Source organism: Streptomyces sp. NPDC088794 (assembly GCF_044750545.1).
Taxonomy (GTDB): domain Bacteria; phylum Actinomycetota; class Actinomycetes; order Streptomycetales; family Streptomycetaceae; genus Streptomyces.
The window spans coordinates 418,658-440,319 of record NZ_JBIVKB010000005.1 but is presented as its reverse complement, the minus strand read 5'-3'; the positions used below and the strand labels follow the sequence as shown (position 1 = coordinate 440,319).

The 21,662-nt window shown below is 67.7% G+C and carries 21 protein-coding genes; 1 reads left to right on the top strand and 20 read right to left on the bottom strand.

The genetic code is table 11. From position 1 onward, the window contains the following. Positions 1–5: 5 nt before the first annotated feature. The 9 genes from ACIP6U_RS17520 to ACIP6U_RS17480 all read right to left on the bottom strand — a co-directional run bounded on the left by ACIP6U_RS17520 (position 6) and on the right by ACIP6U_RS17480 (position 10,693). Entirely contained in the window at positions 6–644 is a 639-nt protein-coding gene (locus ACIP6U_RS17520; RefSeq protein ID WP_401718062.1) for a hypothetical protein, read from the bottom strand. Continuing rightward, positions 641–1,738 (bottom strand): DUF5047 domain-containing protein, encoded by a 1,098-nt coding sequence (locus tag ACIP6U_RS17515; RefSeq protein ID WP_401718059.1) that lies wholly within the window; start codon positions 1,736–1,738, stop codon positions 641–643. The genes ACIP6U_RS17520 and ACIP6U_RS17515 overlap by 4 nt, the downstream gene beginning before the upstream one ends. Further along, positions 1,735–3,960 carry a hypothetical protein gene (locus ACIP6U_RS17510; protein ID WP_401718056.1) on the bottom strand — a complete coding sequence of 742 codons (2,226 nt, stop codon included), beginning with the start codon at positions 3,958–3,960 and terminating at the stop codon, positions 1,735–1,737. Before ACIP6U_RS17510 ends, ACIP6U_RS17515 begins: the two co-directional genes overlap by 4 nt. Positions 3,961–3,972: 12 nt before the next feature. After that, positions 3,973–8,382: a hypothetical protein gene (locus ACIP6U_RS17505; RefSeq protein ID WP_401718053.1), complete on the bottom strand. Its 4,410-nt coding sequence runs from the start codon at positions 8,380–8,382 to the stop codon at positions 3,973–3,975. 22 nt (positions 8,383–8,404) lie between these two features. Further along, complete coding sequence (locus tag ACIP6U_RS17500) at positions 8,405–8,752, bottom strand: hypothetical protein (protein WP_401718050.1); 348 nt, start codon at positions 8,750–8,752, stop codon at positions 8,405–8,407. A 59-nt stretch (positions 8,753–8,811) separates the two neighbouring features. Further along, positions 8,812–9,123 carry a hypothetical protein gene (locus tag ACIP6U_RS17495; protein ID WP_401718047.1) on the bottom strand — a complete coding sequence of 104 codons (312 nt, stop codon included), beginning with the start codon at positions 9,121–9,123 and terminating at the stop codon, positions 8,812–8,814. A gap of 207 nt (positions 9,124–9,330) precedes the next feature. After that, complete coding sequence (locus ACIP6U_RS17490; protein WP_401718044.1) at positions 9,331–9,933, bottom strand: phage tail protein; 603 nt, start codon at positions 9,931–9,933, stop codon at positions 9,331–9,333. Positions 9,934–9,986: 53 nt separating this feature from the next. Next, positions 9,987–10,367 carry a hypothetical protein gene (locus tag ACIP6U_RS17485; RefSeq protein ID WP_401718041.1) on the bottom strand — a complete coding sequence of 127 codons (381 nt, stop codon included), beginning with the start codon at positions 10,365–10,367 and terminating at the stop codon, positions 9,987–9,989. Then, positions 10,367–10,693 carry an HK97 gp10 family phage protein gene (locus ACIP6U_RS17480; protein ID WP_401718038.1) on the bottom strand — a complete coding sequence of 109 codons (327 nt, stop codon included), beginning with the start codon at positions 10,691–10,693 and terminating at the stop codon, positions 10,367–10,369. Before ACIP6U_RS17480 ends, ACIP6U_RS17485 begins: the two co-directional genes overlap by 1 nt. Before the next feature lie 32 nt (positions 10,694–10,725). On the opposite strand from ACIP6U_RS17480, the gene ACIP6U_RS17475 reads away from it, so the two are divergent. Then, the gene (locus ACIP6U_RS17475) at positions 10,726–11,046 is read left to right on the top strand and encodes a DUF4429 domain-containing protein (RefSeq protein WP_401718035.1); all 321 of its coding nucleotides are present in this window, start codon (positions 10,726–10,728) and stop codon (positions 11,044–11,046) included. A 327-nt stretch (positions 11,047–11,373) separates the two neighbouring features. On the opposite strand, the gene ACIP6U_RS17470 is transcribed toward ACIP6U_RS17475, so the two are convergent. The 11 genes from ACIP6U_RS17470 to ACIP6U_RS17420 form a co-directional block, all read right to left on the bottom strand. Beyond that, positions 11,374–12,393, bottom strand: a complete 1,020-nt coding sequence (locus ACIP6U_RS17470; RefSeq protein ID WP_401718032.1) for a glycosyltransferase family 4 protein — start codon at positions 12,391–12,393, stop codon at positions 11,374–11,376. After that, on the bottom strand, positions 12,390–13,004 hold the full coding sequence (locus tag ACIP6U_RS17465) for a hypothetical protein (RefSeq protein WP_401718029.1): 615 nt from the start codon (positions 13,002–13,004) through the stop codon (positions 12,390–12,392). The genes ACIP6U_RS17470 and ACIP6U_RS17465 overlap by 4 nt, the downstream gene beginning before the upstream one ends. 1 nt (position 13,005) lies before the next feature. Continuing rightward, positions 13,006–14,004 (bottom strand): glycosyltransferase family 4 protein, encoded by a 999-nt coding sequence (locus ACIP6U_RS17460; protein WP_401718026.1) that lies wholly within the window; start codon positions 14,002–14,004, stop codon positions 13,006–13,008. Positions 14,005–14,076: 72 nt separating this feature from the next. Next, entirely contained in the window at positions 14,077–15,027 is a 951-nt protein-coding gene (locus tag ACIP6U_RS17455; protein WP_401718023.1) for a phage major capsid protein, read from the bottom strand. A gap of 75 nt (positions 15,028–15,102) precedes the next feature. Continuing rightward, positions 15,103–15,729, bottom strand: coding sequence for a hypothetical protein (locus ACIP6U_RS17450; RefSeq protein ID WP_401718020.1), 627 nt, complete (start codon positions 15,727–15,729; stop codon positions 15,103–15,105). A gap of 134 nt (positions 15,730–15,863) precedes the next feature. Beyond that, positions 15,864–16,667 (bottom strand): hypothetical protein, encoded by an 804-nt coding sequence (locus ACIP6U_RS17445; protein WP_401718018.1) that lies wholly within the window; start codon positions 16,665–16,667, stop codon positions 15,864–15,866. A 2-nt stretch (positions 16,668–16,669) separates the two neighbouring features. Continuing rightward, on the bottom strand, positions 16,670–18,058 hold the full coding sequence (locus tag ACIP6U_RS17440) for a phage portal protein (protein ID WP_401718015.1): 1,389 nt from the start codon (positions 18,056–18,058) through the stop codon (positions 16,670–16,672). Between the two features lie 24 nt (positions 18,059–18,082). Continuing rightward, positions 18,083–19,732, bottom strand: coding sequence for a Terminase (locus ACIP6U_RS17435; RefSeq protein ID WP_401718011.1), 1,650 nt, complete (start codon positions 19,730–19,732; stop codon positions 18,083–18,085). An 8-nt stretch (positions 19,733–19,740) separates the two neighbouring features. After that, on the bottom strand, positions 19,741–20,184 hold the full coding sequence (locus ACIP6U_RS17430) for a hypothetical protein (RefSeq protein WP_401718009.1): 444 nt from the start codon (positions 20,182–20,184) through the stop codon (positions 19,741–19,743). Between the two features lie 28 nt (positions 20,185–20,212). Continuing rightward, entirely contained in the window at positions 20,213–20,815 is a 603-nt protein-coding gene (locus ACIP6U_RS17425; RefSeq protein ID WP_401718006.1) for a DNA primase, read from the bottom strand. A gap of 411 nt (positions 20,816–21,226) precedes the next feature. Next, positions 21,227–21,538 carry an HNH endonuclease gene (locus ACIP6U_RS17420; RefSeq protein WP_401718003.1) on the bottom strand — a complete coding sequence of 104 codons (312 nt, stop codon included), beginning with the start codon at positions 21,536–21,538 and terminating at the stop codon, positions 21,227–21,229. Positions 21,539–21,662 lie beyond the last annotated feature (124 nt).

Sequence of the window (21,662 nt, the reverse complement as noted above, 5' to 3'; positions counted from 1 at the left end):
GTCTCCTAGAGCTCGTAGTGGCAGCCGTCGAGGGCGAACCAGTCGGTCTGGCTGGGGCTGGCTGATCCGAAGACGTTCATGACGCCGCCGGTTGTGATCTCCATGGCGATCACGCCGTTGGTGTTCGCGGAGTAGTTGCGGCGGCCGACCCAGCTGCGGGCCACCGATGGGCGGGCCGCGGTCGGCAGGGCCGTGCTGAAGTTGGTCTGGGCGGTCACCGACGAGGTGCAGTCGACGGAGCCGCGGAGTTCGACTCGCCTGCTGCCGTGGGCGGTGACGATGCGGTACTGGGCTGGCCCGAACACGGTGTGCGTGCTGGTGAACCCGCTGGCGAGAGGGATCGCTGTCCATGCCCCGACCGGGTCGGTGGCGGATGCGGTGCGGCCCTCGGCGATCCAGTTGCCGCTGCTGGACTGGGAGATGACGATGACGTCGTCGACCGCGGGGGCCTGGTAGGTGTCCATGCGGCGGATCGCCGGGATGCCGTCTGCGTCGACGGTCCCGTTCGTGTTGACCGCGGTGACGGTGGCGAGCCGCCAGTCCGAGCCGCGCACCGACGGGGACTGCTCGCCGGTGCGTTTGGCCTGCGACTTGAGGGCCGCGGACAGGTCTCGGTGGACGGCGAGCGCGGGACGGCTGGTCACGCGTCCTCCTTGGCGCTGATCGTCGAGATCGGGAAGTCGCCCCCGACGTCCAACGGCACACTGAAGGAGGCGGCCTGGTGGAGTTCGCGGCTGCCGTCCTCGTGCATCACCCGCAGCACGTCACCCGGCTCCAGCGCCGGATTCGGCAGGGACGACACGTCGCCGGACGCGTTGGGCGCCTTGGCCTGGGCGAGTTTCAGGATGGCGGCCTGCTGGCAGGCGACCGTGGAGGTGAGCGTCGCCGACGAGTAGAACATCGGGCGGTGCCCATACGGTCCGGACCAGTAGGTGGGCGAGTTGGGGTCGTTGTCGACGGCCAGGTAGGAGACGGGTGGAATGTTGTCGGAGGTGTTCTCGCCGCGGGCCAGCACCCCGTTGTTGACGTTGTCGCTGCTCATGGCCCGGTTGGCGGAGATGTAGGCGCCGCCCTCGGTCGCGTTGATCTCCCATACGGGAGTAGCAGTCGTCAGATCAGGCAGGGTGGAGATGCGGAACACGCCGTCCGCATCTGGGTACACCTCGGCGCCGGCGGTTGCGGCGATCTCCTGTACGCCCGCCCACGGATCCCCTTCGACATCGAAGGTGCGGGTCCCGATGGTGACGTCGGAGATTCCGGCGACGATCTCGGCGGCCGGGATGCTGCGGCGGATCAGCTCCCCGACGGCGCTGAGCAGGGTGCCGCTCACCGTGTACGGGGCCGTGAACTTGTCGTCTGCGACGACCGCGGACAGGTCTTTCCCCTGCAGTGTGACCGGACCCTGGGAGACGTCTCCGCTCACACTGTCGAGGCGGAACACCCCCAGGGGCACCAACTCCGTGGACCCGTCGCCGTAGTCGACGCCGCGGCTGATGCGCAGCCGGGCCCCGTAGGTGGCTAGCTGATCCGACGGGGAGCGCGGGATCAGCGTCGGGTCGGCCATGGTGACCGTGCAGGTGCGGCGGATCGCCTGCGACCGGTCCACCGTCACACTGCCCCCGGTGTGCGGGAGTTCGATGACCCGGCCGTCGGTGTAGAACAGCAGCACCTCCGTGACCGGCGCATAGTTCTCGGTGAGACGTTGCAGAAACCGGTCAGAGACGGGATACAAGGTCACCTCCGCCGGTCGAGCAGCAAGTCCTCGCAGGTCCGGTAGGCGGCAAGCAGATCAGCGCACGTGTCGAACTCGGTGACCACGTCCTGGCAGGTGCGGCCCGCGGACCCGTTCACCCCGGCCGTGACCGGCATGTCGGCCTCCACCAGCGGCAGCGTCCAGTTCCGCCACACGTCCTGAGCGAGGCCGCCAGTGCGGGCCTCGCTGCTCTGGCCTGCGGCCACGTACATGTCGGAGACGCCCATGCCCGGCACGGCCTGCCACAGCAGGGTGTTGCCGGAGTCGAGCAGCAGGTTCAGGGCGGCGCGCTCCCCGTCAGAGCGGGTCGCGATCGCGAGATCCCCTTCGAGCCCCTGCCGGACACCGCTGTGAGTCACCTTGTTGCGGCGGCCCTTGACGACATAGGCGGCCTGGTCGATCGGCCGCTGCCAGTCCGGGGCCTTCGCCACCATCACCAGGCAGTTCCGCTGCGGGTTCGACGGGTCCTTCAGCCAGGCCAGGTTGATGTCGGCGAGGGTGAGCGTGACGCTGTCGCTGACGCGTCCGCTGCTGACGAGCGAGCCCGGCGGGTACTGCTCGATGATGTAGTACACGGGGGTGTTCAGCGGCGCCTCATGATCCTCGATGACCATCAGGTCCGAGGTGATGAGCTGGTGGTCGATCAGCCCCGAGGTGCCGCGGACCAGGACGCGGGATCCGTCCGACGCCACCCGGGACACCACCAACTCGTAGTCCAGGGTCAGTTCGCGCAACGTCAGCTTGATGTAGCCGTCGCCGTCGACGGTCTCCACCTCGGTCAGCGGCAGCACCTGCCACAACGCGATCTGGTCGACGTGCAGGACACTCGATGTCGCCGAGGCTGTCGCCACGATCTCGAACGCTGCCTGAGTGGCGCCCGCAGGGGCGATCGCATCCGATGCCAGCACGTACCAGCTGGAGCCCGGCAGAACATACGAGATGCCCGTCGACGTGCCTAGATCCCCGTTGGCCACGTCGTACCAGTGGACGCGCACCCGGACACTCGACCAGGTGCCGGCCGCCGGATGGGCCAGCGTCTGCGCCCGCCAGTTGTCGCCTTCGGTGACCGGGAACTTCGCCGAGCGGACCGTGGATGCCGTCGCTGTCGCCGAGGTGATGGCGAGAGCGTAGGAGCCGTCGAAGAAGCTCGCACCCCACGGTGTGGTGCGCGCCAGCGTCGCCACACCAGAGGGCACCGTCCATCCGGCGATTCCCTGCTCGAAGCTGGAGTCGGCATACGGCATCACCGAACCGGCCTGCAACTGGGGCGCCACCGTCACCACGACGGTTTCCAGGCGCAGCACCTGCCCGGCCGACGCACTGTCCAAGCCGGCCGCCACCGAGCAGGTCGCCGCATTCACCGGCGCCACCATGGACGCCCGCTGCCGGTACATGCCCGTCGTCGCCGGCGGCGCCAACGTCGACCGCTGCGCGGCAACCTGGTTGCCGTTGACGTCGAAGAACCGCAGCTCGATCCACGCCTGCGAGGTGAGAACCGGCGGCTGCAAGTAGGCGTAGGCCAGATACTCGACGCCGGGAATCACCGCCGGCCGGTCCACGGCCAGCACCGACGCGTTACCCGCGGCGACCGCCGTCATCGCCAACGTGTGGCCGCCGGCCAGGTAGTTGTCGACGGCCCACTGTATGACGGGTACTTGGCGGGTGACGGTCGCGTTGACGACCGCCGCCCAGCCGGTGGCGTCGACCTCGGTGGATTCGGTGTTGAAGGGCAGCAGGTTGCCCTGGGTGCGCAGCGGCAGGCCGAGGTAGACGTTCTCCCAGTAGTGGGAGACGGTCGCGCCCACCTCTGTCGACGACAGGATGACCTGCGCCTGCGTCGTACCGGCGGGGGCAACACCCGCGGTACTCACGCGGTGCCACGCCGACGAGGCCGCCATCGTGGTCGCCGAGTAGGCGACGCCGACTTCGCCGCCCGAGGCGTTGAGCCAGCGGATCCCGATCCGCTCCCCCACCACTCCGGCCGTGTCGGCGAACGCGTAGTACACGGTGCCCGCGGTGACCGGATAGGAGGACACGGTGCGGGCCTGCATCTCGCCCGCGGCCACCGACTTGACGGACAAGCAGCCGTCACCGTTACGGCCGCCGACGCCCTTGCTGATCGTGCAGTTCAGCTTGGGCGTCCAGCCCGACGTGTTCGGATCGATGGACTCGGTGGTCGCCGAGAGGAAGTTCCCGGGAATCGGCAAGGGAACCTCCCCTCAACTCGCTTCGAGCACCTGAACCAGGTGCTGTTGATGGTCGAGGACTCGGACGTCGATGAACTGGCCGAGCTCGCCTTCCTTGGCGTGCAGTTCGACAACAACCGGCTGCTGAGCCCCATCTCCGCCACGAGCCGCCAGCGACGACAGCGCGTTGGCCTGGGCCGTGGTGAACACGGGCTCGGGCCTGCCGGTGCCGTTGAATGCGAGGTTCATGCCGGGCTGCAGGTAGCCGCCGGAGTCGTAGCTGCCCGGCTTGAACCCGTACCAGGAGCCGAACAGCTTGTCGTTGTAGCCGCGGGCGCGGGAGCCGACGAGGACGCCAGCACCGCCCCGGGATTCGACGTGGGTTTTGCCGAGCGTTCCGGCAGTGTGTCCGACGCCCGCATTCGTGATGCCGATCTTGAATGCGGAGTCGCCGTGATACACCCAGCCGGGCGGAGCCGTCTTACCCGAGAACGCGCCGGTCGCCCAGCGCCTGTGCGGCTTCTGGCCGCGGATGACGGACTCGATCGCCGACATGAACCCGGAGCAGTCCCAGCTGGGATTCCCGTTGCCGCCCCACTGGTAGGGCTTGCCGTTCTGGGTTTTCGCCCACTTCAGCCCGGCCTGGATGCGCGGGCCGCCGATGCCGCCGGCGCCCTTCTTGTCGGCTTTCTTGCTGTAGCCGAACAGGGCGTCGAGGATCTTGTTGGGGATGTTGCGGATCATCTTGCCGAACCCGGTGTCCATGCCCGGGAAGTTCTTCAGCAGTGGGTTGACGACGCTCTTCACGCCCGCCCGCGCCGAGGCTTCCAAGGTGTCGGACAGCCAGCTCGCGCCCTTCTTCACGGCGTTCCACACGTCCGAACCGGCGCCCGCGACCGAGGAGGCCGCCTTGCCGATCCAGCCGAAGATGCCGCCGTCCGCGAACCGCTGCACCACGCCGCCACCCGCATACCGCGAGGAGCGGTCGGTGGACACCGGGGCGCTGCCGCCGAGGAGTGGCGCGAGCGCGGCCTTCACGCCTTGCGCGCCGCGGGACTTGGCGATCGAGTTCATGGCGCCGACGAAGCCGGAGCCGACCGCCCGCGTGAATTCCGGACGGAAGATGGACTCGCCGCCGGACAGTTCCAGTGCACCACCGGTCGGGGACATGAACTTGTGGACGTCCCGGCCCGGCGTGTAGCCAGGCATGATGCCACCGGACGCGAAGCTGTACTTGGGCAGCTTCGGCGCCCCGAACGCGCTGGCAACCTTGTTCCAGACGCCGCGGATGCCGTTGTTGTATACGGTGTCGACGACGAACTGGACGGGCTTCTTCGTGACGGACTGCAGCCGGTCCCACTGGGTCTTGATTGCGCCGACCGCATCGTGGAACAGGCCACCAAGACCCTTCACGATCTTCGACCAGCGGTCGAAGATCGGCTTGATGCCAACGTTGTAGGCCGTCTTGGTCGCCGACACGACACCGTTCCAGGCAGGCTTGATGGCCTTGTCGTACAGCCACTTCGCCCAGCCACCGACAGTCTGCAGGCCACCCCAGATCGCCTTGAAGACAGGCCGCAGATAGGTCTGCCAAGCCGCCTTCACGCTCGCCACGACCAGATCGAACGCTGGCTTGATCGCGTTCCTGTAAAGCCAGGTGGCCTTGTCGCCGATCCACTGGAACGCCGGCCGGAACGCTTTCGTCCACAGCCACATGGCCGCGGCGCCGATCGCGGCGAATGCAGGCTTCAGCGCATGCATCCACAGCCAGCCGCCGATCGCGCCCAGAATCTTGATGACGGCGATGATCGGCAGGATCGCCAGGACCACGATCGCCGTCAGCAAGATTTTCGCCGCCAGCGCGATCCCGTCGAAGGCGGGCTTGATGGCCGTGTTCCAGAGCCACATTGCCCAGTGGCCCACTGTCTGCAGGGCCAGCACGATCCCACTGAAGGCGGGCTTCAGGACCACGTTCCACAGGAACAGGGCGCCCGTCTTGATGCCGTCCCAGGCGGCCTGGACGCCCGCACGGAACCAGCCGAAGCGGTTGTAGGCGTAGATGACGATCGCCATCACAGCCAGGATTGCAAGGCCGATCAGGACCAGCGGGTTGGCGCTCATCACGAAGTTGAGGGCGGCCTGGGCGATCGTCCACAGCTTGATCGCGACGATGATCCCGTAGATCAGCAGGATGTACCACGGGGCCTTGTCGGCGACCACGGCGATGAAGTTCGCGAACCATCCGACGATCTGCAGCAGCGGCCCCGAGAGCGGAGACAGGGCCTGGCCGACCTTGAAGAATGCCGACGCGACCTTCCCCAAGGTCTCCGCGAGGATCGGCCCCTTGTCTGCCGCGAACTGAAGGAACTGCTCGAACGCGGGGCTCCCCTTCAAGTTGGCGCCCCAGTTCGCGAACCGGCCCGTGATGCGCTGCAGGCGGGAGCTGATCCCGTCCATGTGCGGCAGGAAGGCGTCGATGATGCCTGCCATGCCCTTCAGGACGTTCCCGAAGGCGACGCCGAGGCCGACGACCGCGGGGATCATGCTGGTCTGCAGATCCTTCTTGAAGCCCTGCCAAAACGGCCGCTTCACCGACGCCGAGGCCCGATCCTGCAGCACCTTGATCGCACGCGCCGCACCCAGCACGAACGGCGTCAACGTCGGCAGAGTGTTCCGCAGCGACACCAGCGCCCGCGTGAAGATGGGCATCACCGCGGGCTGGAGTGACTTCGACCAGGCCGAGAACGCGCCCCGCAAATCCAGGTAGGCGTTCATCGTGGCCCGCGCGGCGGGCGTCAGCTTCGCCAGCTCTGCCTGGTACTTGGCCTGTGCGATGGCAGCCTGATCGACACCCCCGGCCGCCGACTGCGACGCGGAGGCAATCTGCCGCTGAGCACTAGCAACCGAGTCGGCGGCGTTCTGCTGGGCCACCGCCACATTCGCGGTCGCCTCCGACACCCGCTGCTGCGCGTCCGCGACCTGCCGGGCAGTCTGCAACTGGGTGCGGGCCGCATCCGCCTGGGCGTCCTTGACGGCCTGCTGCTGGTCGGCGACCTTCGACTGGGCCTGGGCCAGCCGGTCCTGGGCGCTCTTGTAGGTGTCGGTGCCCTTGACCCCGGCCTTGTTCGCCGCAGTCGTCTCCGACTTCAGCCGCTTGGTCTGCTCCGTCTGCTCCTTGAGCCGCTGGTTCGCCTGGTCGTACTGGAGGATCGCCTTCTGGCGGTCGAGGGCCGACGCCTTCGGATCGGCGAGGACGGCGTTCTTCTGGGCCGCCGCCTCTTTGAGGGCGATCTCCGCGTCCCGCTGCGAGAGAACCGAGTCGGTGAGCTGGTTATTGAGGTCTTCCAGCTCCTGTGCGGCTTCCTTGCGGGCGGCCGTCAAATCCAGTTGGGCCTGCCGTGCCGACTTCTGCGCGTCCGCGAGAGACTTCTCCGCGTCCAGCACCCGCCGGGCGGCCTGCTCGTTCTGCTGTGCCGCCTGAGACACCGCGTCCGCCGCGGCCTGCTTCGCCTGCTTGACCTGCTGCTGAGCCTGAGCGATCTGCCGGGCACCGTTGCGCTCCGCCGTCGCCAACGCCTGCTGTGCCCCGGCCATCTGCAGAGCCTTCGACGCGCCCTGCGAATTGGCCTGCCCGCCGCTGTAAGTCGAGTTCGTTGCCGCATCCTGCGCGGCCTTCTGTGCCTGCAACGCGGAACCGATCCCCTTGAACGCGGGAATCGCCACGAGCGCCACCGAGCCAAGACCCACGCCTGCCGCCGTCGCGGCGGCGGCGATCGCCCCCAGCCCGGCAGCCACCACCGGCAGCGCCGGGATGATCGCAGGACCGAATGCCACGGCCGCAGCAGCAAGGTTGCCCAACGCGATCGACGCCAGGCTCGTGTCCAGGTCGACACGCTTGCCGTCGACGGCGTCCACCTCGGCGCGCAGGGCAGCCAGCTGTGCGAGAGCCGCAGCCGTGTCAGCGCGTACCTGTACGTTCGGGTGCTCGGCACCAAGGCGCTTCAGGCGCGCCTCAACATCTGTGATCTCCGCCAAGGCGGTCGCCGCATCGATGTCGATACCGATGCGCTTGTTCGACAGGGTCTCCAAGCGGGCCCGCAGTCGGGCCATATCCGCGTCGAAGCCGGTCGTCGACAGTGTGACGTCGGCCTTCGGCAGCGACCGGAACGCCGCCTCCAACCGCGCCTTCAGCGATCGCGAGAACGCGCCCGCGGTCTCATCGCCCTGCCGGACCGCGGCCGGACGCGCCATCCGGGCGCCGTTGTTGATGCCATCCCGGATCGCCGGCGCCATCTGCGCCGCGATCTGCCGGCCAATGATCCGCCCGACCTCGTCGCCGATCTGCGACGCGGGCGGCACCAACGCCGCCCGCAGCCGGCCCTCGATGCCGCGCGCATTTGGCAGAACATCGACTTCGACTGAACCGACGGAGATAGCGGGCACCGAGGGCCTCCCCCCGGCGCCACTACGCGGCGCTACTCGTCAACATCGACCACAGGTGATTCGCCTGCGCCTCAGTGAGCTTCTGCTTGGGCTTCACAGGCTTGACGCCCGGGCGCCGGATCGGCTCAGGACGCTTCGGCTTCCTGCCCTTACCGGAGTTGGCCAGCGAGAACACGTAGGTCAACTCGGCGACCCGGTCGGCGACCTGGGCGATAAGCTGCTCCCCTTGTGACCAGCGGGCCTTCTCCGGCTCGCCCTTCTCCGCCTGCTCGGCCAGATCCTCGTCCGCCAGGCCATTGCGCAGCGCGGTCCACGTTGCGGACTCGGGCGGCAGATGCTGGATCAGGACCCGCACCTTGCGCCACGACATCCGGCCCCGGTGCACATCCAGCAGATCCGTGCCCGGGTAGTAGTGGGCCAGGTCGGCTTCTACCGCCTCCGCGTGCGCCTCGACGACGGAGCGGGTCCACGCGAGTTTCCCAGGCTCTCACCGGCCAGCCGGGACGCCCGATCGGTGAAGTCGACCCACTCCTCCATCGTCGGGTCGAGCTCCATGAACAGCTCGTAGTCGTCCGGGTGGAAGATCTTCTCGGCGAACGCGTCGATCTGCCCGTTGTTCAGCAGGCGCTGCCAGGACGTGCGCCACGCCGTCGGCGGGATGATCTGCACATCCTCCTCGCACAGCTCGACGGTGATGTACTGGCCCTCCGCCTCGACTTCCTGCGCCTCGGCAGGGGTCACCTCCGACTCTTCGACGCCCGTCTGGCGAGCGGAAGAGCGGGAGGTGGAGGGACGGGGTGTAGCGCGGGGAGCAGCCGGCTTCCGGCTGCCGCTGGTGGATGTGCGCGTAGTGGCCACGGCGCGGGCCTCCTTAACTGATCGGCGCGGGCGGCGAGTTCAAAGGTGGGCGGGCCGGGCCCGCGCCGACGAGCGGCCCGCCCACCCGTCTCACGACCCGCTGTAAACGGGCGTCGCCGGCACCTTGTCGACGTGGTACACCGTGTTGCCCGCCTCGTCGGGGTAGGTGGTGATCGTCCACTCGTAGCCGGACATCTCGTCCTGCTTGTAGGTGACATCGCTGCGGTCGTTGATCTCGCCCTGCGGGACGTAGAAGCCCTTGTAGGCGTCCCCGTCGATGACGAGGAACCAGAAGGCGCGGCGGTCCGGGCTCGGCGAAGCGGTCTCCGCGTACCGGGTCAGCCCCTCGCCGTCCGGCACGAGGTCCGCCGCGTCCAGCCGGTACTGCAGGCTTTCCACGACGACACGGCTGGTCTCCCACACCGTGAACCCGAAAGTGCGCACCGACTTGGTGATCTGCGTGCGGAACGGCGAAGTCAGACCCCAGGGCGTGAACTCCTGGCTGTCCTCGTCGAAGCCGTAGGTGAGGCCGTCGTCCGACAGGGCGCCAAGCGGCTCCCACGGCGAAACAGGCTGATCCAGCGGGGACGTCGGCGCCGTACTACCGACCGCCGCTACCCAGACCCCGCCGTTTGCTCCGACCACTGCGAGATCCGCGGCGCGGGTGATGTTGACCATGATGTCTCCAGACATGCGAGAAGCCCGCGCACGGGCAGGGAAAGGGTCCGGCGCGGGCCCAGAACCGGTCAGGCGACCGGGTGGAAGTAGATCTCGTAGGTGGCGCCCATGCGCCGGAGGTTCGGGTTCTCGTAGGGCCGCCATGCGGGGGCGCTCAATGTCGCGACGCGTCCGATCACGGCGGTCGCCGTCTTCACGCCGCGCAGGTTTACGACCAGTTCGTGGCGTGCCTGGCGGGCTAGTACCGAGGCTTCCTCGCGGGTGGCGCCGTAGCTGTCCAGGCTGATCAAGGCGCGGTCGAGGCGAAAGCCGTCATCGTCGCCGCCCACCCGCTGAACCTGGTTGAGCGGCAGTTCGCTGACGAGGTTGGCCGGCAGGTCGGTGCAGTGGCGCACACCCAAGGCGGTTGCGAGCAATGCGACGAGCTCGATCTCGATGTCGGGCCACATCAGTTCCCTCCACCACTCTGCGCTGCCCGCAGCAGCACATGATGGGCGGGGACCTTCTCGGTGCCGTACTCCACCCATCGTGCGTAGTAGGCGGGGTTGCGGACATAGGCGACGGCACGGTCTCGCCGCCGACCACCGCGGCTCGTACTGTCCGTCTCCCACGATTCCTTGTAGTGGACGAGATGCGGACTGTTCGCGTCCACGGGGGAGGTGGTTTGGGCGATCGTCTTGATCTTTTCGGCGCGGCGCAGCATCTCGGCCTGCATGCTCGGCGTGCGGAGCATCTCGCCGACGCCCTTACGTTTCATCGTGAACCGTGCTGCCATAGCCACCTCCAGCAACGCATCAGGGGGCAGGCATGGACGTGAAGGGCGTGCTTGGCACGATCACCTTCGACGGGGAATGGATCACCATCACGAAGACGCCCGCCGGACCCAAACCGGCACCGGCGCGCATCCGTGCCGCAGACCTCACCGGAACCCGATACAAGCCGGCCACCAGGCTGTTCCACGGCTACGTGCAGTTCGTGTTCCCAGGCAGCACCGCCAGCGGAGAGCGGACAGGCGTCGCCTTCGGCGGCCGGCCGTCCTACGAGGACCCCAACAGCCTGTCCATCCCGCGCAAGAGCAACGACGCCGCTGAGAAGCTAGTTGCCGCCGTCGAGCAGGCCCGCGGCTAGCCAGTCACCAGTTCAAGAGAGGCGACCACAGGGCCTGTTGAGCCCGTGAACGGCGACCGAAAGCTTCCCGGGAGGCCCTCGACCTCATACAGCTGGCCGCCCACACGCACTCTGTCGGTGGCGCGAATGTCCGTACCGTAGGGGGCGTACAGGGTGAGCCCGGAGATGACCGTGTCGCGGGCGTCGGTGAGCTCGTTCGACGCCGAGCCTGTGCTGTCACGTGGGGCAACTCCGCACCCAGCGACGGGGATCTCCGTCGGAGCGCCAGGGACGTCATTGCCGTAGTCGTCCTGCGTGGCCGGGCCGGGCCGCAGGATGGTGACGGTGTCACCCTGCGGCAGAGCGTGCACTGGCAACCTCCTCCACCATGTCGCACCAGGCGTCGAGATCCGGCGTCGGATCGAGTTCGGCACTGCGGGCTCTCGCCCGCTTGGCGGCCAGACGGTACTCGGCGGGCTCCTTCAGGAGCCGCCCCAGGAGAGCCTCCCAACCGTCAATGTCGTTGCGGTCGGCGAAGATCCCGGCTTCCCCGAGGGACTCGCACAGTCCGGGCGTCGGGTGCGCGAGGACGGGAATCCCGGAGGCGAACGCCTCAATTCCGACGCGTCCCCACGATTCGTAGGCGGACGGCATGAGCAGCACCTTCGTGCGCGCGTACACACTCTGCCGCATGTCGCAGCCATCGACGTGCTCGACGATCTCGACATTCGGCAAGTCCGGCAGCATCTGCTCCCCGTAGGCGCCGCGCACAGCCAGGAACTGCTGCTCCGGCATGCGGCGGGCGAGGGCTTCGAGCAGCTCGCCGCCCTTCTCCCGGCTGCAGTTGACAAGCGTCACAGCGCTGCCGGGCTTCGTCGCATAGTCGGAAGCGAACACGGGCGGCCGGACGATCATCGACTTGCCGGGGTGAACCGACTTCGGATACTCGGCAAAGAACAGGTCCGCCTCGGCCTGCATCCACCGGCTGTTGTAGACCGCCAACGCCGTGCCGCCCGCGGCCATGTCGCGAAACGACGGACGGTACGTGTTGTGGCAGACCACCACCATCGGCTTCCCGAAACCGCGGGCGAGTGAAGACGTGGAGGGAACACCCTCCAGGTGAGACAGGGCAACATCCGCGTTGCGGACCGCGGCAGAGAAGGTGAGCCGCGCCTCCAGCGGAATCACCTGGATGCCCCGGTAGTCGTAGACCTTGTGAGCTGCACCGTGCTGAGACAGCCACACCTGCACGTCATGGCCACGCTCCACCAGAGGGCGCAGCATGCCGACCAGCATGTGTTCGGCGCCGGCGTTGTGCTCGGGAGGCATGGCGTGGACGCGGGCGACGATCCGCCGCGGGCGCGTCACCGGTACCTCACCATCGACATGCCGGCCTTCGGCCGGTAGCCGGCGTCGGCGAGTTCGCGGCGGTCGTCGTCGGTCATGACGACTGCGGTGCCGATGCCTGATCCGTCGGTGCGGTAGGCGTAGGGGCCGATCGTCTCCCCGGTCACGCCACCGGCCATAGTCGGGGCTGTCAGGGTGCGCAGTGCCATGCGGGCGACGATGCCGATGATGTCGTCGGGAACCTGTACGGCGCCGTGGCTGTAGACGACCCGGTAGGTGCCCGGGTAGGCGTCGACGTCTTCGTCGTACCAGCGTTCCGGGAGGTTGATGCTCGGGCTGTCCGCACTGACTCGGATGATGTCGAGCCCGTCCCAGAACCAACCCACCACCGGAAGGTCCGGGGCTCCGCCTGCACCGATAGCGACCACGGAGGCCACGCTGAGGACCGGCCGCTGCGGGAGCCGGATCTCGCCCTGCTGTGCCCGCACTACGACGCTCTCGTTGTCGGTGCGGGTGAAGGACTGCTTCGTGTACGAGCGGACCTTCGCTGAGGCATCCGCGAGGAGCGCCTGGCCGCGTGTCTCCTCGCCGGAGGTCAGGGGGCGGCCGAGGCGGTCTGAGAGGTTCGTCAAGCTAGCGAGTGGCTCCACGCTTCGCTACCCCCTCCATTGCCGTGACCCACAGGTCGAGTTCGGCGGCCGGATCGAGGCCCGCGGCGCGGGCCTTGGCAGCCTTTGATGCCTGCGGGAAGACCTTCGGGGAGAACAGCCTCTTGACTGCTGCTTCCCAGGCGTCCACGTCGTTGCGGTCGGCGAAAATGCCCGCCTCACCCAGGGATTCCATGAGGCCAGGGGTCGGATGGGCGACGACCGGGATGCCGGAGCACATCGCCTCGACGGCCACGCGGCCGTAGGACTCGTAGGAGGAGGGGGTCAGAAGAACCCGCGTGCGCGCGTACACGTCCTTGGCCATGCGGTCGCCGGGCGTGTGCGGCACGATCTCGACGTTCGGCAGGTTCTCGCGCACAATCTGATGTCCGTAGCCGCCGATCACTCCGAGGAACTTGCGGCGCGGCATCCGCTCCGCCAGGGCGTAGAAGACCTTCGCGCCCTTTTCCTCCGTCAAGTTGATCAGGGTGATGCGGTCGCCGGGTGTGGCCTGGTAGTCCTCGACGGCAACCGGTGGATGCACAGTGACACCCCACGGCATCGGCCGGTCGCCGCGATGAACGCGCCACCACGCCTCGGCGTCTGCCTTCATCCACACCGTGTTGTAGACGACCAGCGATGGGGAGCCCTTCACCAGCCACGACTTCGACTTCTCGAAGGTGTTGTGCAGGAGGTGAACGACCGGGATCCGGTTGATTTCACCCAATACCGACGCCCTGGGTGTGTTCTCCAGATGTGTCACGATCGCCTGCGCCCGGCCGTCACCACGCATCCATCGGGACGGATCAGCCTTGCCCCGGTGAGGGTGTACGGCGACACCATCGATCTCGTATGCGACATCCGCGGACCGCGGATCCGACAGGAGAACATCCACGTCGTGGCCGCGGGTGACAAGCTCACGCAGCAGGCTGTGCGCGGCCCATTCGGCACCCGCGTTGTGGGCTGGAGGGTAGGCGTGCAGCATCGCCAGAACCCGCAACAGGAACTCCGATCTGCCGACGGCCGGCAACTGCAGTGAGCTGCCGGCCGTAGACGGTCAGGACGCGGCGGTCGTCGACTGCACGACACCGAACGGCGACCGGGTCGCCGAGTTGGTGTTGAGGCGGGTCGCCGGGTTGGCCGTGGCGAACGCGACGCGCATGACGACGCGCATCGCGACGGAGTCTTGCTGCATCAGGTTGAGGATGACCTTGCCGTCGTCGTCGGAGATGACACCCTCGGTGAACAGCTTGAAGCTGATGTCCTGGCGGAGGCCGACGATCGCCTTGCGCCAGTCGCCCATCAGCAGCTCCGCCTCGGACATGTCCCAGGCGCCGTTGGTGAGTTCCGACATGCCGTACCCGTACAGGGTGCCGCCCGGCGTGCCCTGCATGTTCGGCTGATAGATCGGAAGGCCCTGGTCGGACCGGATCCCGTTCAGCTTCCACGTGAGGCCGGGCCGGGACACGAAGCCGTTGACGGCGAACCCGTCGAGGGCGACCTTTTCCGCGGCGGACGCCACGTCGACACCGAAGTCGTCGCCCGTTCCCGCAATGACGGCGTTACCGGCGGCGACAGCGGACTGGTAGACCGCTGTCGGCCACGTCGACGGCTTGTCGAGGCCGAACAGGGCCGCACCGTCGAGCTTCGCGCCGATGGCCTCCACCAGCCGGGGGCGCACCTGGTCCCAGATCGGCATCTGGGCGTCGTCGAGGTACGCCTCGGGGATCGGGATGATCGCCGCGATCTCCTCGACGATGAGGTCGACGTTCTTCCAGTCCTGCGCCGACGTCTGCTTCAGGCCGGTGTCACCGCCCACGAAGTAGGCGATCGGCATGACGTCGAGAACCGGCTGCCGCTGCGTCTTCGTCGACATCGGCACCTGCGCGGCGCGCTGCAGGATCGCCGACGCCGCCGGCATCTCCTCGATGATCTGCGCCGACACCGGCGTCGGGACGAGCGGGTCGTTGCTGGCGTCCCGGCTGATGAGAGAGTTGTACGTGGCCACGGGGTCTCCTTTCGGAAGTGCAGCGACCCCGGCCCCGTGGACATGGGTGATTCCGGTGCTGCGAAGGGGTTGGGGTTACCGGCCGGCCATCTTGCGGATCCACGCATCGGCATCCGCAGGCGCGGCGCTGGGCGGGGCTGCGCCAGGCGTCAGCGACTCCACCGGCCGCTGAGATGCCGGAGGTGCAGGCGGCACTGCCGCCTTGAGTCGTTCGGCGAGCATTCCGGCCCGGGTGTTGATCTCCTCGTCCGTGCCGGACCCGAGGAGGTCGATCAGGTCGGGGGGGATGTTGTGTGTCGCTGCCGCCAGGAGGCGAGCGTTTGTCGACCGCATGTCGGCGATCTGCTGCTCGTAGGTCTTCGCCTGCTCAGTGGCCTTCTGGAGTTCGGTCTTCTGCGCTTCTTCGAGGTCGGCCTGCTTCTGGGCCGCCTCCCGTAGCTGCGCGATCTCGTCCTTGGACTTGAAGCCCAGCGCGGCCAAGTGCTTGTTCTCGTGCTGGCGGGACAGGGCCTTCCACTTGACGGCTTCGGCCTCCCAGTCAGTCGGCTCCGCCGGGCTCCCGTTGCCAGTGGGTTGCACAGGGGGCGCCGGTGACGCGGGAGGCGCCGGGGTCTGGGCCGGAATCTGTCCGGCGGCAACGGCCTCGGCGGGGGTCGGAACGGCCGGCGTGCCGCCAGCGGGATCCGGGGTGGGCGTGGACATACGGCTGCTCCCATGTCGGGACATGCGCCCGCCTGACGGCTGGCGCGGATCGGGCATGACGAAGGCGCGCACCGTGTCGGCACGCGCCTTGGGTTGACAGGTCTGGATGCCGCCTCGCGGCAGCGCTTGATGGGCTATCCGGCAGATTGCCCTGCCGTCGCGTAGGCGCTTCGGCCTTCCGCCTCCCACCAGCGGCGGAACGCGTTCACCGCACGCTTTCCACCGGTGCCGCGTGTCTCGCGGAGCCAGTCGTCGTACAGCTTCTCGGCGATGCCGATGAACGGTTCGTCGAGCGTGAACGCTGGCCACGCCTGGCAGGCGCAGTGATCGTGGTACTTGAACGCCCCATCGCCCTCAAATCGCGCGTTCTGGTCGCGCCCGGCGGTGCGCTCCGACTTATAGATCGGCCCGCGCGAAGCGAGCATGGCGCACCAAGCGCACGGATCAGCGTCGGTGACCCGCGACCAGCCCGTCGCCTGATCGTCGGAATCAACAGACTTGCTGATCACCGACCGGGCGCCTTCGAGCGCCAGGTACTGCGTCGAACCCACCATGCGCACCGCAGCGGCATCCATCGCCTGCTGCGGCGATCGTCCGGCGGCTATCGCCTTCTTGAACTCGACGGGGCCCGTCACATCCAGCGACGACTCCAGTCGTGCGATGGCGAGTTGCAGCGGCCCCGCGGGGTCGAAGCCCCCATCGGGCACGCCCGCCGCACGGCGGGCATCCATGTAGGCGGCAGCGGCCAGCGCGGCCGAATGGGTCCGCGCCTGCTGAACGATCGGCATCAGCGCCGCCCGCACCGCGGGCCACGAAGCGTCGACCTTCGCCGGGTCCATGAGGTCGCGCCACACGTGCAGAATCTGGCGCGCCATCTGTGCAGCCAGAAGCGCCTGAGTGCGCCGGAAGGTCTGCGCCGCTTGCGCCTGCCCCGCCACCGTCAGGCCACCGAAGCAGGCCGCGCTGCCGGGACCTGGGAGATCGCCGCGGGCTGCATCTGCTTCTCGATGATGCCGTTCAGCCGATTCATCGCGTCGCCCTCATGCGCGGCGAGCTTCCAGCGACCCACGTCGGTCTGCGTGACCCCGGGGATCTTCTCCCACAGCTCTTGTGGCGGAACCCCGAGCATCGTCACCAGCTTGCCCAGCGCGTCCACCGTCTGCGCCAGTGACCGGGCCGACGTGTCCCGCCACACCACCTGGGCTGCGGTGTCTTCCCACGCCGCCTTGTCTCCCGCGGCGAGTCCGGCCAGGCGCAAAGTCTGCTCCCACGCTTCACCGAACAGGCTCTCGCGTTCGCCAACTTTGCGGTCAAGGCCGTCCCGAGCAGCGGCCAGCGCCTCGGCGGACAGGTTCACCAGCTTGCCCAGCAAGTGATAGGGCGGCACCTGCGACAAGGTCGCGATGTGCTGGATGGTCGACTCGCGGGAGTCGAGATACCCCTTGAGGTCGGTCGCACCGAACTCGCCGAACTTCGTGTCCGCGTCCTCCGCGACGAACAGGCCATCTACGCGGGCCCTGAACGGCTCCATCGGGTTGCCGTTCGAGTCGATCGGCGGCGCCATGCCGGTCACCCAGCGCTGACGGAACGCCGCGTACTGCTGCGCCATCAGCAAGTTGAACGTCGTCATGTTCAGCTGATCCTGGGCGTCGATCAGTGGTTCGACCTCGCCCAGCACGCCGTCGCCGTCCAGGTCGTCAGTGTTGACGAACCTGACGACCGGACACACGCCCAGATTGTGGGACTGAATCGCCCCGTCGCCGTCGAGCTTCAGCTGGCTGCCGTCGACCTGCCCTGCCAGCGTGTAGCGCGCCTGGTCGTCATAGATGCGGATGACCCTGCGCTGACCCTTCGCCGTGTTCTCGACACGGTCTTCGATCGCATACAGCGGCCACTCGTCGTTCACCGGATCCGCATACAGGGCTGTCATGCGCCGCGGCGAAAACGGGGTGATCACCGGCACAGGCTTGCCCGGCATCACCACCGCATACGCCGCCCCATAGGTCAACGCCGCACGGTGCACGCCATGCTGGCGGGCATCCAGGCGATTCGCCTGCCACACCGCCCACGGCTCCGCATTGTCGTCAGAACCCCTCGGCCGGTACCCGTCCACGTACAAGTTCTGCGCGACCACCGTGACGATCAGCGGCAGGATCTTGACCTTGGCGCGGTCCATCAGCCAGCGGTACTCCGCCCGTGCACCCGCCGGCACGTACACGCTCGAATGCTCGCCGCACATGTAGGCCGCGATCCGGTCCAATCGCGCCTGCTCGTCCTCGCGCAGCTTCAGCAGGCGACGCGCCATCAAAGTCGCCTCATCGGCAGACATCACCACGCGCCACCCACCCCCTCGCTACGCGAACCCGTACACGCGCCCAGTGCGCTGCCGCTTCTTCGACCGTTTCGCCCACTCCGGAGACGCCAGCAGCGCCCGGCGCGCCATATCCGCCAACTGCATCGCCGCGAAGCCATCGACCTTCTTCGGAGACTCACGCGACTCCTTGCCGAAGCTGACGCCCCACCGGTTCGGCCGGCGCCGCGCGTTGCCCACATGGCGGTTCAACGTCGGATGGTCAGCGTGCGGGACCTTCCCGTCGCGGATCGCCTGCACCAGCGCCTCGGTGGCCAGCGTCAACTCCTGCTGCCTGCCACGCATGTCGTAGCCGACCAGCGACTTCGGCGAAGACTTCACGACCAGCTCGTCGCGATACGTCTCGGCCCACTCGTCGATGTACGACTCCCACAACTTCACGTCGGCGAAGAACGCCCGCACCGCGTACCGTCCGAAGGCGTGAGCTACGAGGTCGGAGACCTGCTTGCGGTCGACCTCCCAGCCCTTCGCCAGGGGACCCTCCGGGCGCTCCCAGATCCCCAGCGGCTGCACCAGGCGGTCCGATACACGCATAGCAATCAGCGCGGTCGCGTCGTCCGACTTGCCGCCGTCGAAGCCGAGAACGACATCGTCGCCGTCGTCGAGCCGCAGATCTGACGCGCACTTCGCCCACTCGGCGGGATCCAGCAGGGCATCCTCTGCAGCAACCGGCTGGTTAAGCCAGTACCGGCGCGAGTCCGAGGGCGCCGACTGCGGATCCCAGATCTCGGCGATAATGCCGTCCAGGTCCATCCAAGCCGCAGCCGGACCGTAGGCCTCGCGCAGGCCGGCCAGCAGAGCATCCCGGTCGGCTAGATCAGTGCCATCCGCGGCTTGCCGGTGGTCGAAGAGCAGGCCGGCCGCGTCAGCGTCCCGGACCCTGCCCTCCTTAATCGCCTTGAAGTAGGTGTGCGTGGCCTCGGCCACCGAGTCCTGGCCCGGCTCGTACATCGTCGACGTCTCAAGGCACCACGGCTCAGCCTCTTTGCGCTTCCGCAGGTTCCGTCGCACCGTGCTGTGCATGCGCCGCAACTCGGGCAGCACGTACAGGTGGGTTTCGTCGAAGACCGCGAAGGTCTCCTTGCCGCCGTCCTTCGCCGCTGACGATGCCGTCGACGGGGTGATCTCGCCGCGCTGGTGGTGCAGGACGATCCGGCTCGATGACTGCGCCGACTTTCCGATGTCGATGCCGGGGAAGTCGTCACCGTGATTCTCGACGAGGTACTCCAACATCGTCGACACGTTGTCGTAGGTGTTGCCCGACTGCCCTTCTTCCGTCGCCAGGCAGCGAATGAACGGTGACTTCACCGAGCGGCCGACCGGCTCCCCGTTCGCATCCCAGCCATCGAAACGCACAGGGAACAGGGCCTCTGCACACACCAACATCCCAGCGATCTCCGACTTGGCACGCCCCTTCGCCCGCGACAGGAACGCCCGCCGGTACATGCGGCGACCCGTATCGGGGTCGATGCGGTAGGCCTTGACGATGAACGCGTAGAACTCGTCGTCCAACTCGATCGGCTCGCCAACCACATCGCCAGGGCCGTGGCAGAGGAACTCTTCGATGTGCTCGACGATCTGGTGCCCCAAGGAGGGGAACTCGCCCTCATAGGCTGCGCCGCGCCACGGCATGGCACCCCCTACCCGGCATCCTCCGAAACGATCCGCAGGTTCTTGCGCCGGTCCGACGTCGACCGCGGCGTCTCAGAAGGCGTCTGACGGTCCGCCGGGGTCTCGATCTTCAACTTCAGGCGCATCCGGTCCTCCGGAGTCGCCCCGTACTTCGCGGCCCTCAGCCGAACCTCCGACGCGAACTCCCAGCGCCCCTTGGTCCACATCACGTGATGAAGAAGTGCCGTGTCGAGCAGAAAGTCCCAGTCGGTGTCGATGAAGACCTGCGCCTGCGCCGAGCGCCGCCAGGTCTCCCACCACTGCACAGTCCGCGGATGCCACGACTCCTGGTCCGGCAGAACCCCCTCCGGAAGCTCCGGGCCACGGACCTCGTCGTCGAACTCGACCCGATTCAGCTCGGCATCCCGCGCCTTCGAGTCCCGCGCCCGAGAGCGCGTCGCCTTCGGTGCCATACCGCGACCGGCCATAAGGGGTACCCCCTCACAGCAAGTCGGCGATCACCTGCGTCAGATCGGCCAGCCTCGACGGGGCATCCTCGAACGGCTCTCGGGTCACCGTGATGTAGCGGCCCCGGTCGTAGACCTCAACTGAAGACCCTCCGCGCCGGATGCGACGCCCCTGCCCTACGGATCCAAAGCCCCAGATATGCAGGCCCGTGCCAGAAGGCGAGACCTCGATGTATGTCGCGGGCAAGCCGTCGACGATCCTGCGAGCCCACGGGCGCAACTCGCCGTCCAGCAGGGCGTGATCCAGGTCGATGCACGCCAGGCCGTCCATCGCGCTGAGCACGAACCCGATGCCCGAGCCGGCCGACGAGCGGTTGACGGCGCTGTAGCTCGCCCACGTTTCGGGATCGGTCGACGAAGCGGGACAGATCTTGGGGCCAGCGACTGACAGCGGCACCTTGCGGTCTGTGCGACGCACCCACTGATGCCGGCGAGTCATCGCGGACGGCACCGGATCGGTCCGCTTGCGGCTGGCGCGGTGCGCGGCCATGCGGCAACGGCCGGAGCAAAAGCGCGCGTTGTGCGCATGGCGAGCAGCAAGGTGATCCCCGCATTGTGCGCAGCGCCTCGTCTTCATGACACCAGGATAGCAAGGTGAGTGACGGCAATAGCTGCTCTGAGCTGGACCGATGTCATCCTGTGACGTCTTCGCGTGAACTCCCAGCCCACACGGGCCGAGAGTTCACGCGCCCGTTCTTGCAGGTCAGCGCTTGATCATCAGATCCCCAGTGTCACGCGGACCGCGAGGGGCTAACGTGCCCGATCCGGGGATCCGAGATGATCTAGAGGCTCCCCCCAGGGGGGTGATCATCCAGGATCGATCGGATTGATCTTCGATTTCATGGCCCCGATGATCTTGCAGAGATGATCACGCGCGCCAGTCCGGGTCGGCGACCACGGCCGTTCGAACGCTCGAACACCGCTAGTGATCGTCATGAAAGATCATGCGCCACCCGTCCATCGAGCCTCACCCCTCACGCCCTACCCCCTAGGGCAGCAGGCCCGGGTGCGCCTCAGCCGGCCGCGCCCTGGGTGGTAGGGCATGGGCCGCAGCCGACGCCTCCCGCCCGGTCTTACGGGCGTGGTGCCACGAGCACAGGGCCCACAGGTTGTCGTCGCTGTGATCGTCGTATCCCATGTACGCGGGGTTCTTGTGGTCGACCTCGCTGGCCGGCTCGTTGCAGATGCCGCCCGCGTCAAGTAGCCACTGGCAGTGGTGACCGTCCCGCTTGAGGATGCGCCGGCGGATGCGGTCCCAGCCCTTGGGCAGTGGCGCTGATCGTCGGCCCTGGCTGGGCATCAGCCATCACCCTTGGCTCTGTGCGCGGCTTCCTCGCCTGGGGCGTGGCCTGGCCGTGCACCTGTTGCGCGCATGTGCAGGTTGGAGCAGAGGCCCTTCACCATGCCGGGACTGACATGCCTGC

Coding starts and splice junctions, on each gene's coding strand:
- ACIP6U_RS17500 (WP_401718050.1), bottom strand. CDS start 8,752: ATGTCGTGGCGCAAGGTGCGGGTCCTGATCCAGCATCTGCCGCCCGAG.
- ACIP6U_RS17490 (WP_401718044.1), bottom strand. CDS start 9,933: ATGTCTGGAGACATCATGGTCAACATCACCCGCGCCGCGGATCTCGCA.
- ACIP6U_RS17485 (WP_401718041.1), bottom strand. CDS start 10,367: ATGTGGCCCGACATCGAGATCGAGCTCGTCGCATTGCTCGCAACCGCC.
- ACIP6U_RS17480 (WP_401718038.1), bottom strand. CDS start 10,693: ATGGCAGCACGGTTCACGATGAAACGTAAGGGCGTCGGCGAGATGCTC.
- ACIP6U_RS17475 (WP_401718035.1), top strand. CDS start 10,726: ATGGACGTGAAGGGCGTGCTTGGCACGATCACCTTCGACGGGGAATGG.
- ACIP6U_RS17460 (WP_401718026.1), bottom strand. CDS start 14,004: ATGCTGCACGCCTACCCTCCAGCCCACAACGCGGGTGCCGAATGGGCC.
- ACIP6U_RS17450 (WP_401718020.1), bottom strand. CDS start 15,729: ATGTCCACGCCCACCCCGGATCCCGCTGGCGGCACGCCGGCCGTTCCG.
- ACIP6U_RS17440 (WP_401718015.1), bottom strand. CDS start 18,058: ATGTCTGCCGATGAGGCGACTTTGATGGCGCGTCGCCTGCTGAAGCTG.
- ACIP6U_RS17435 (WP_401718011.1), bottom strand. CDS start 19,732: ATGCCGTGGCGCGGCGCAGCCTATGAGGGCGAGTTCCCCTCCTTGGGG.
- ACIP6U_RS17430 (WP_401718009.1), bottom strand. CDS start 20,184: ATGGCACCGAAGGCGACGCGCTCTCGGGCGCGGGACTCGAAGGCGCGG.
- ACIP6U_RS17425 (WP_401718006.1), bottom strand. CDS start 20,815: ATGAAGACGAGGCGCTGCGCACAATGCGGGGATCACCTTGCTGCTCGC.
- ACIP6U_RS17420 (WP_401718003.1), bottom strand. CDS start 21,538: ATGCCCAGCCAGGGCCGACGATCAGCGCCACTGCCCAAGGGCTGGGAC.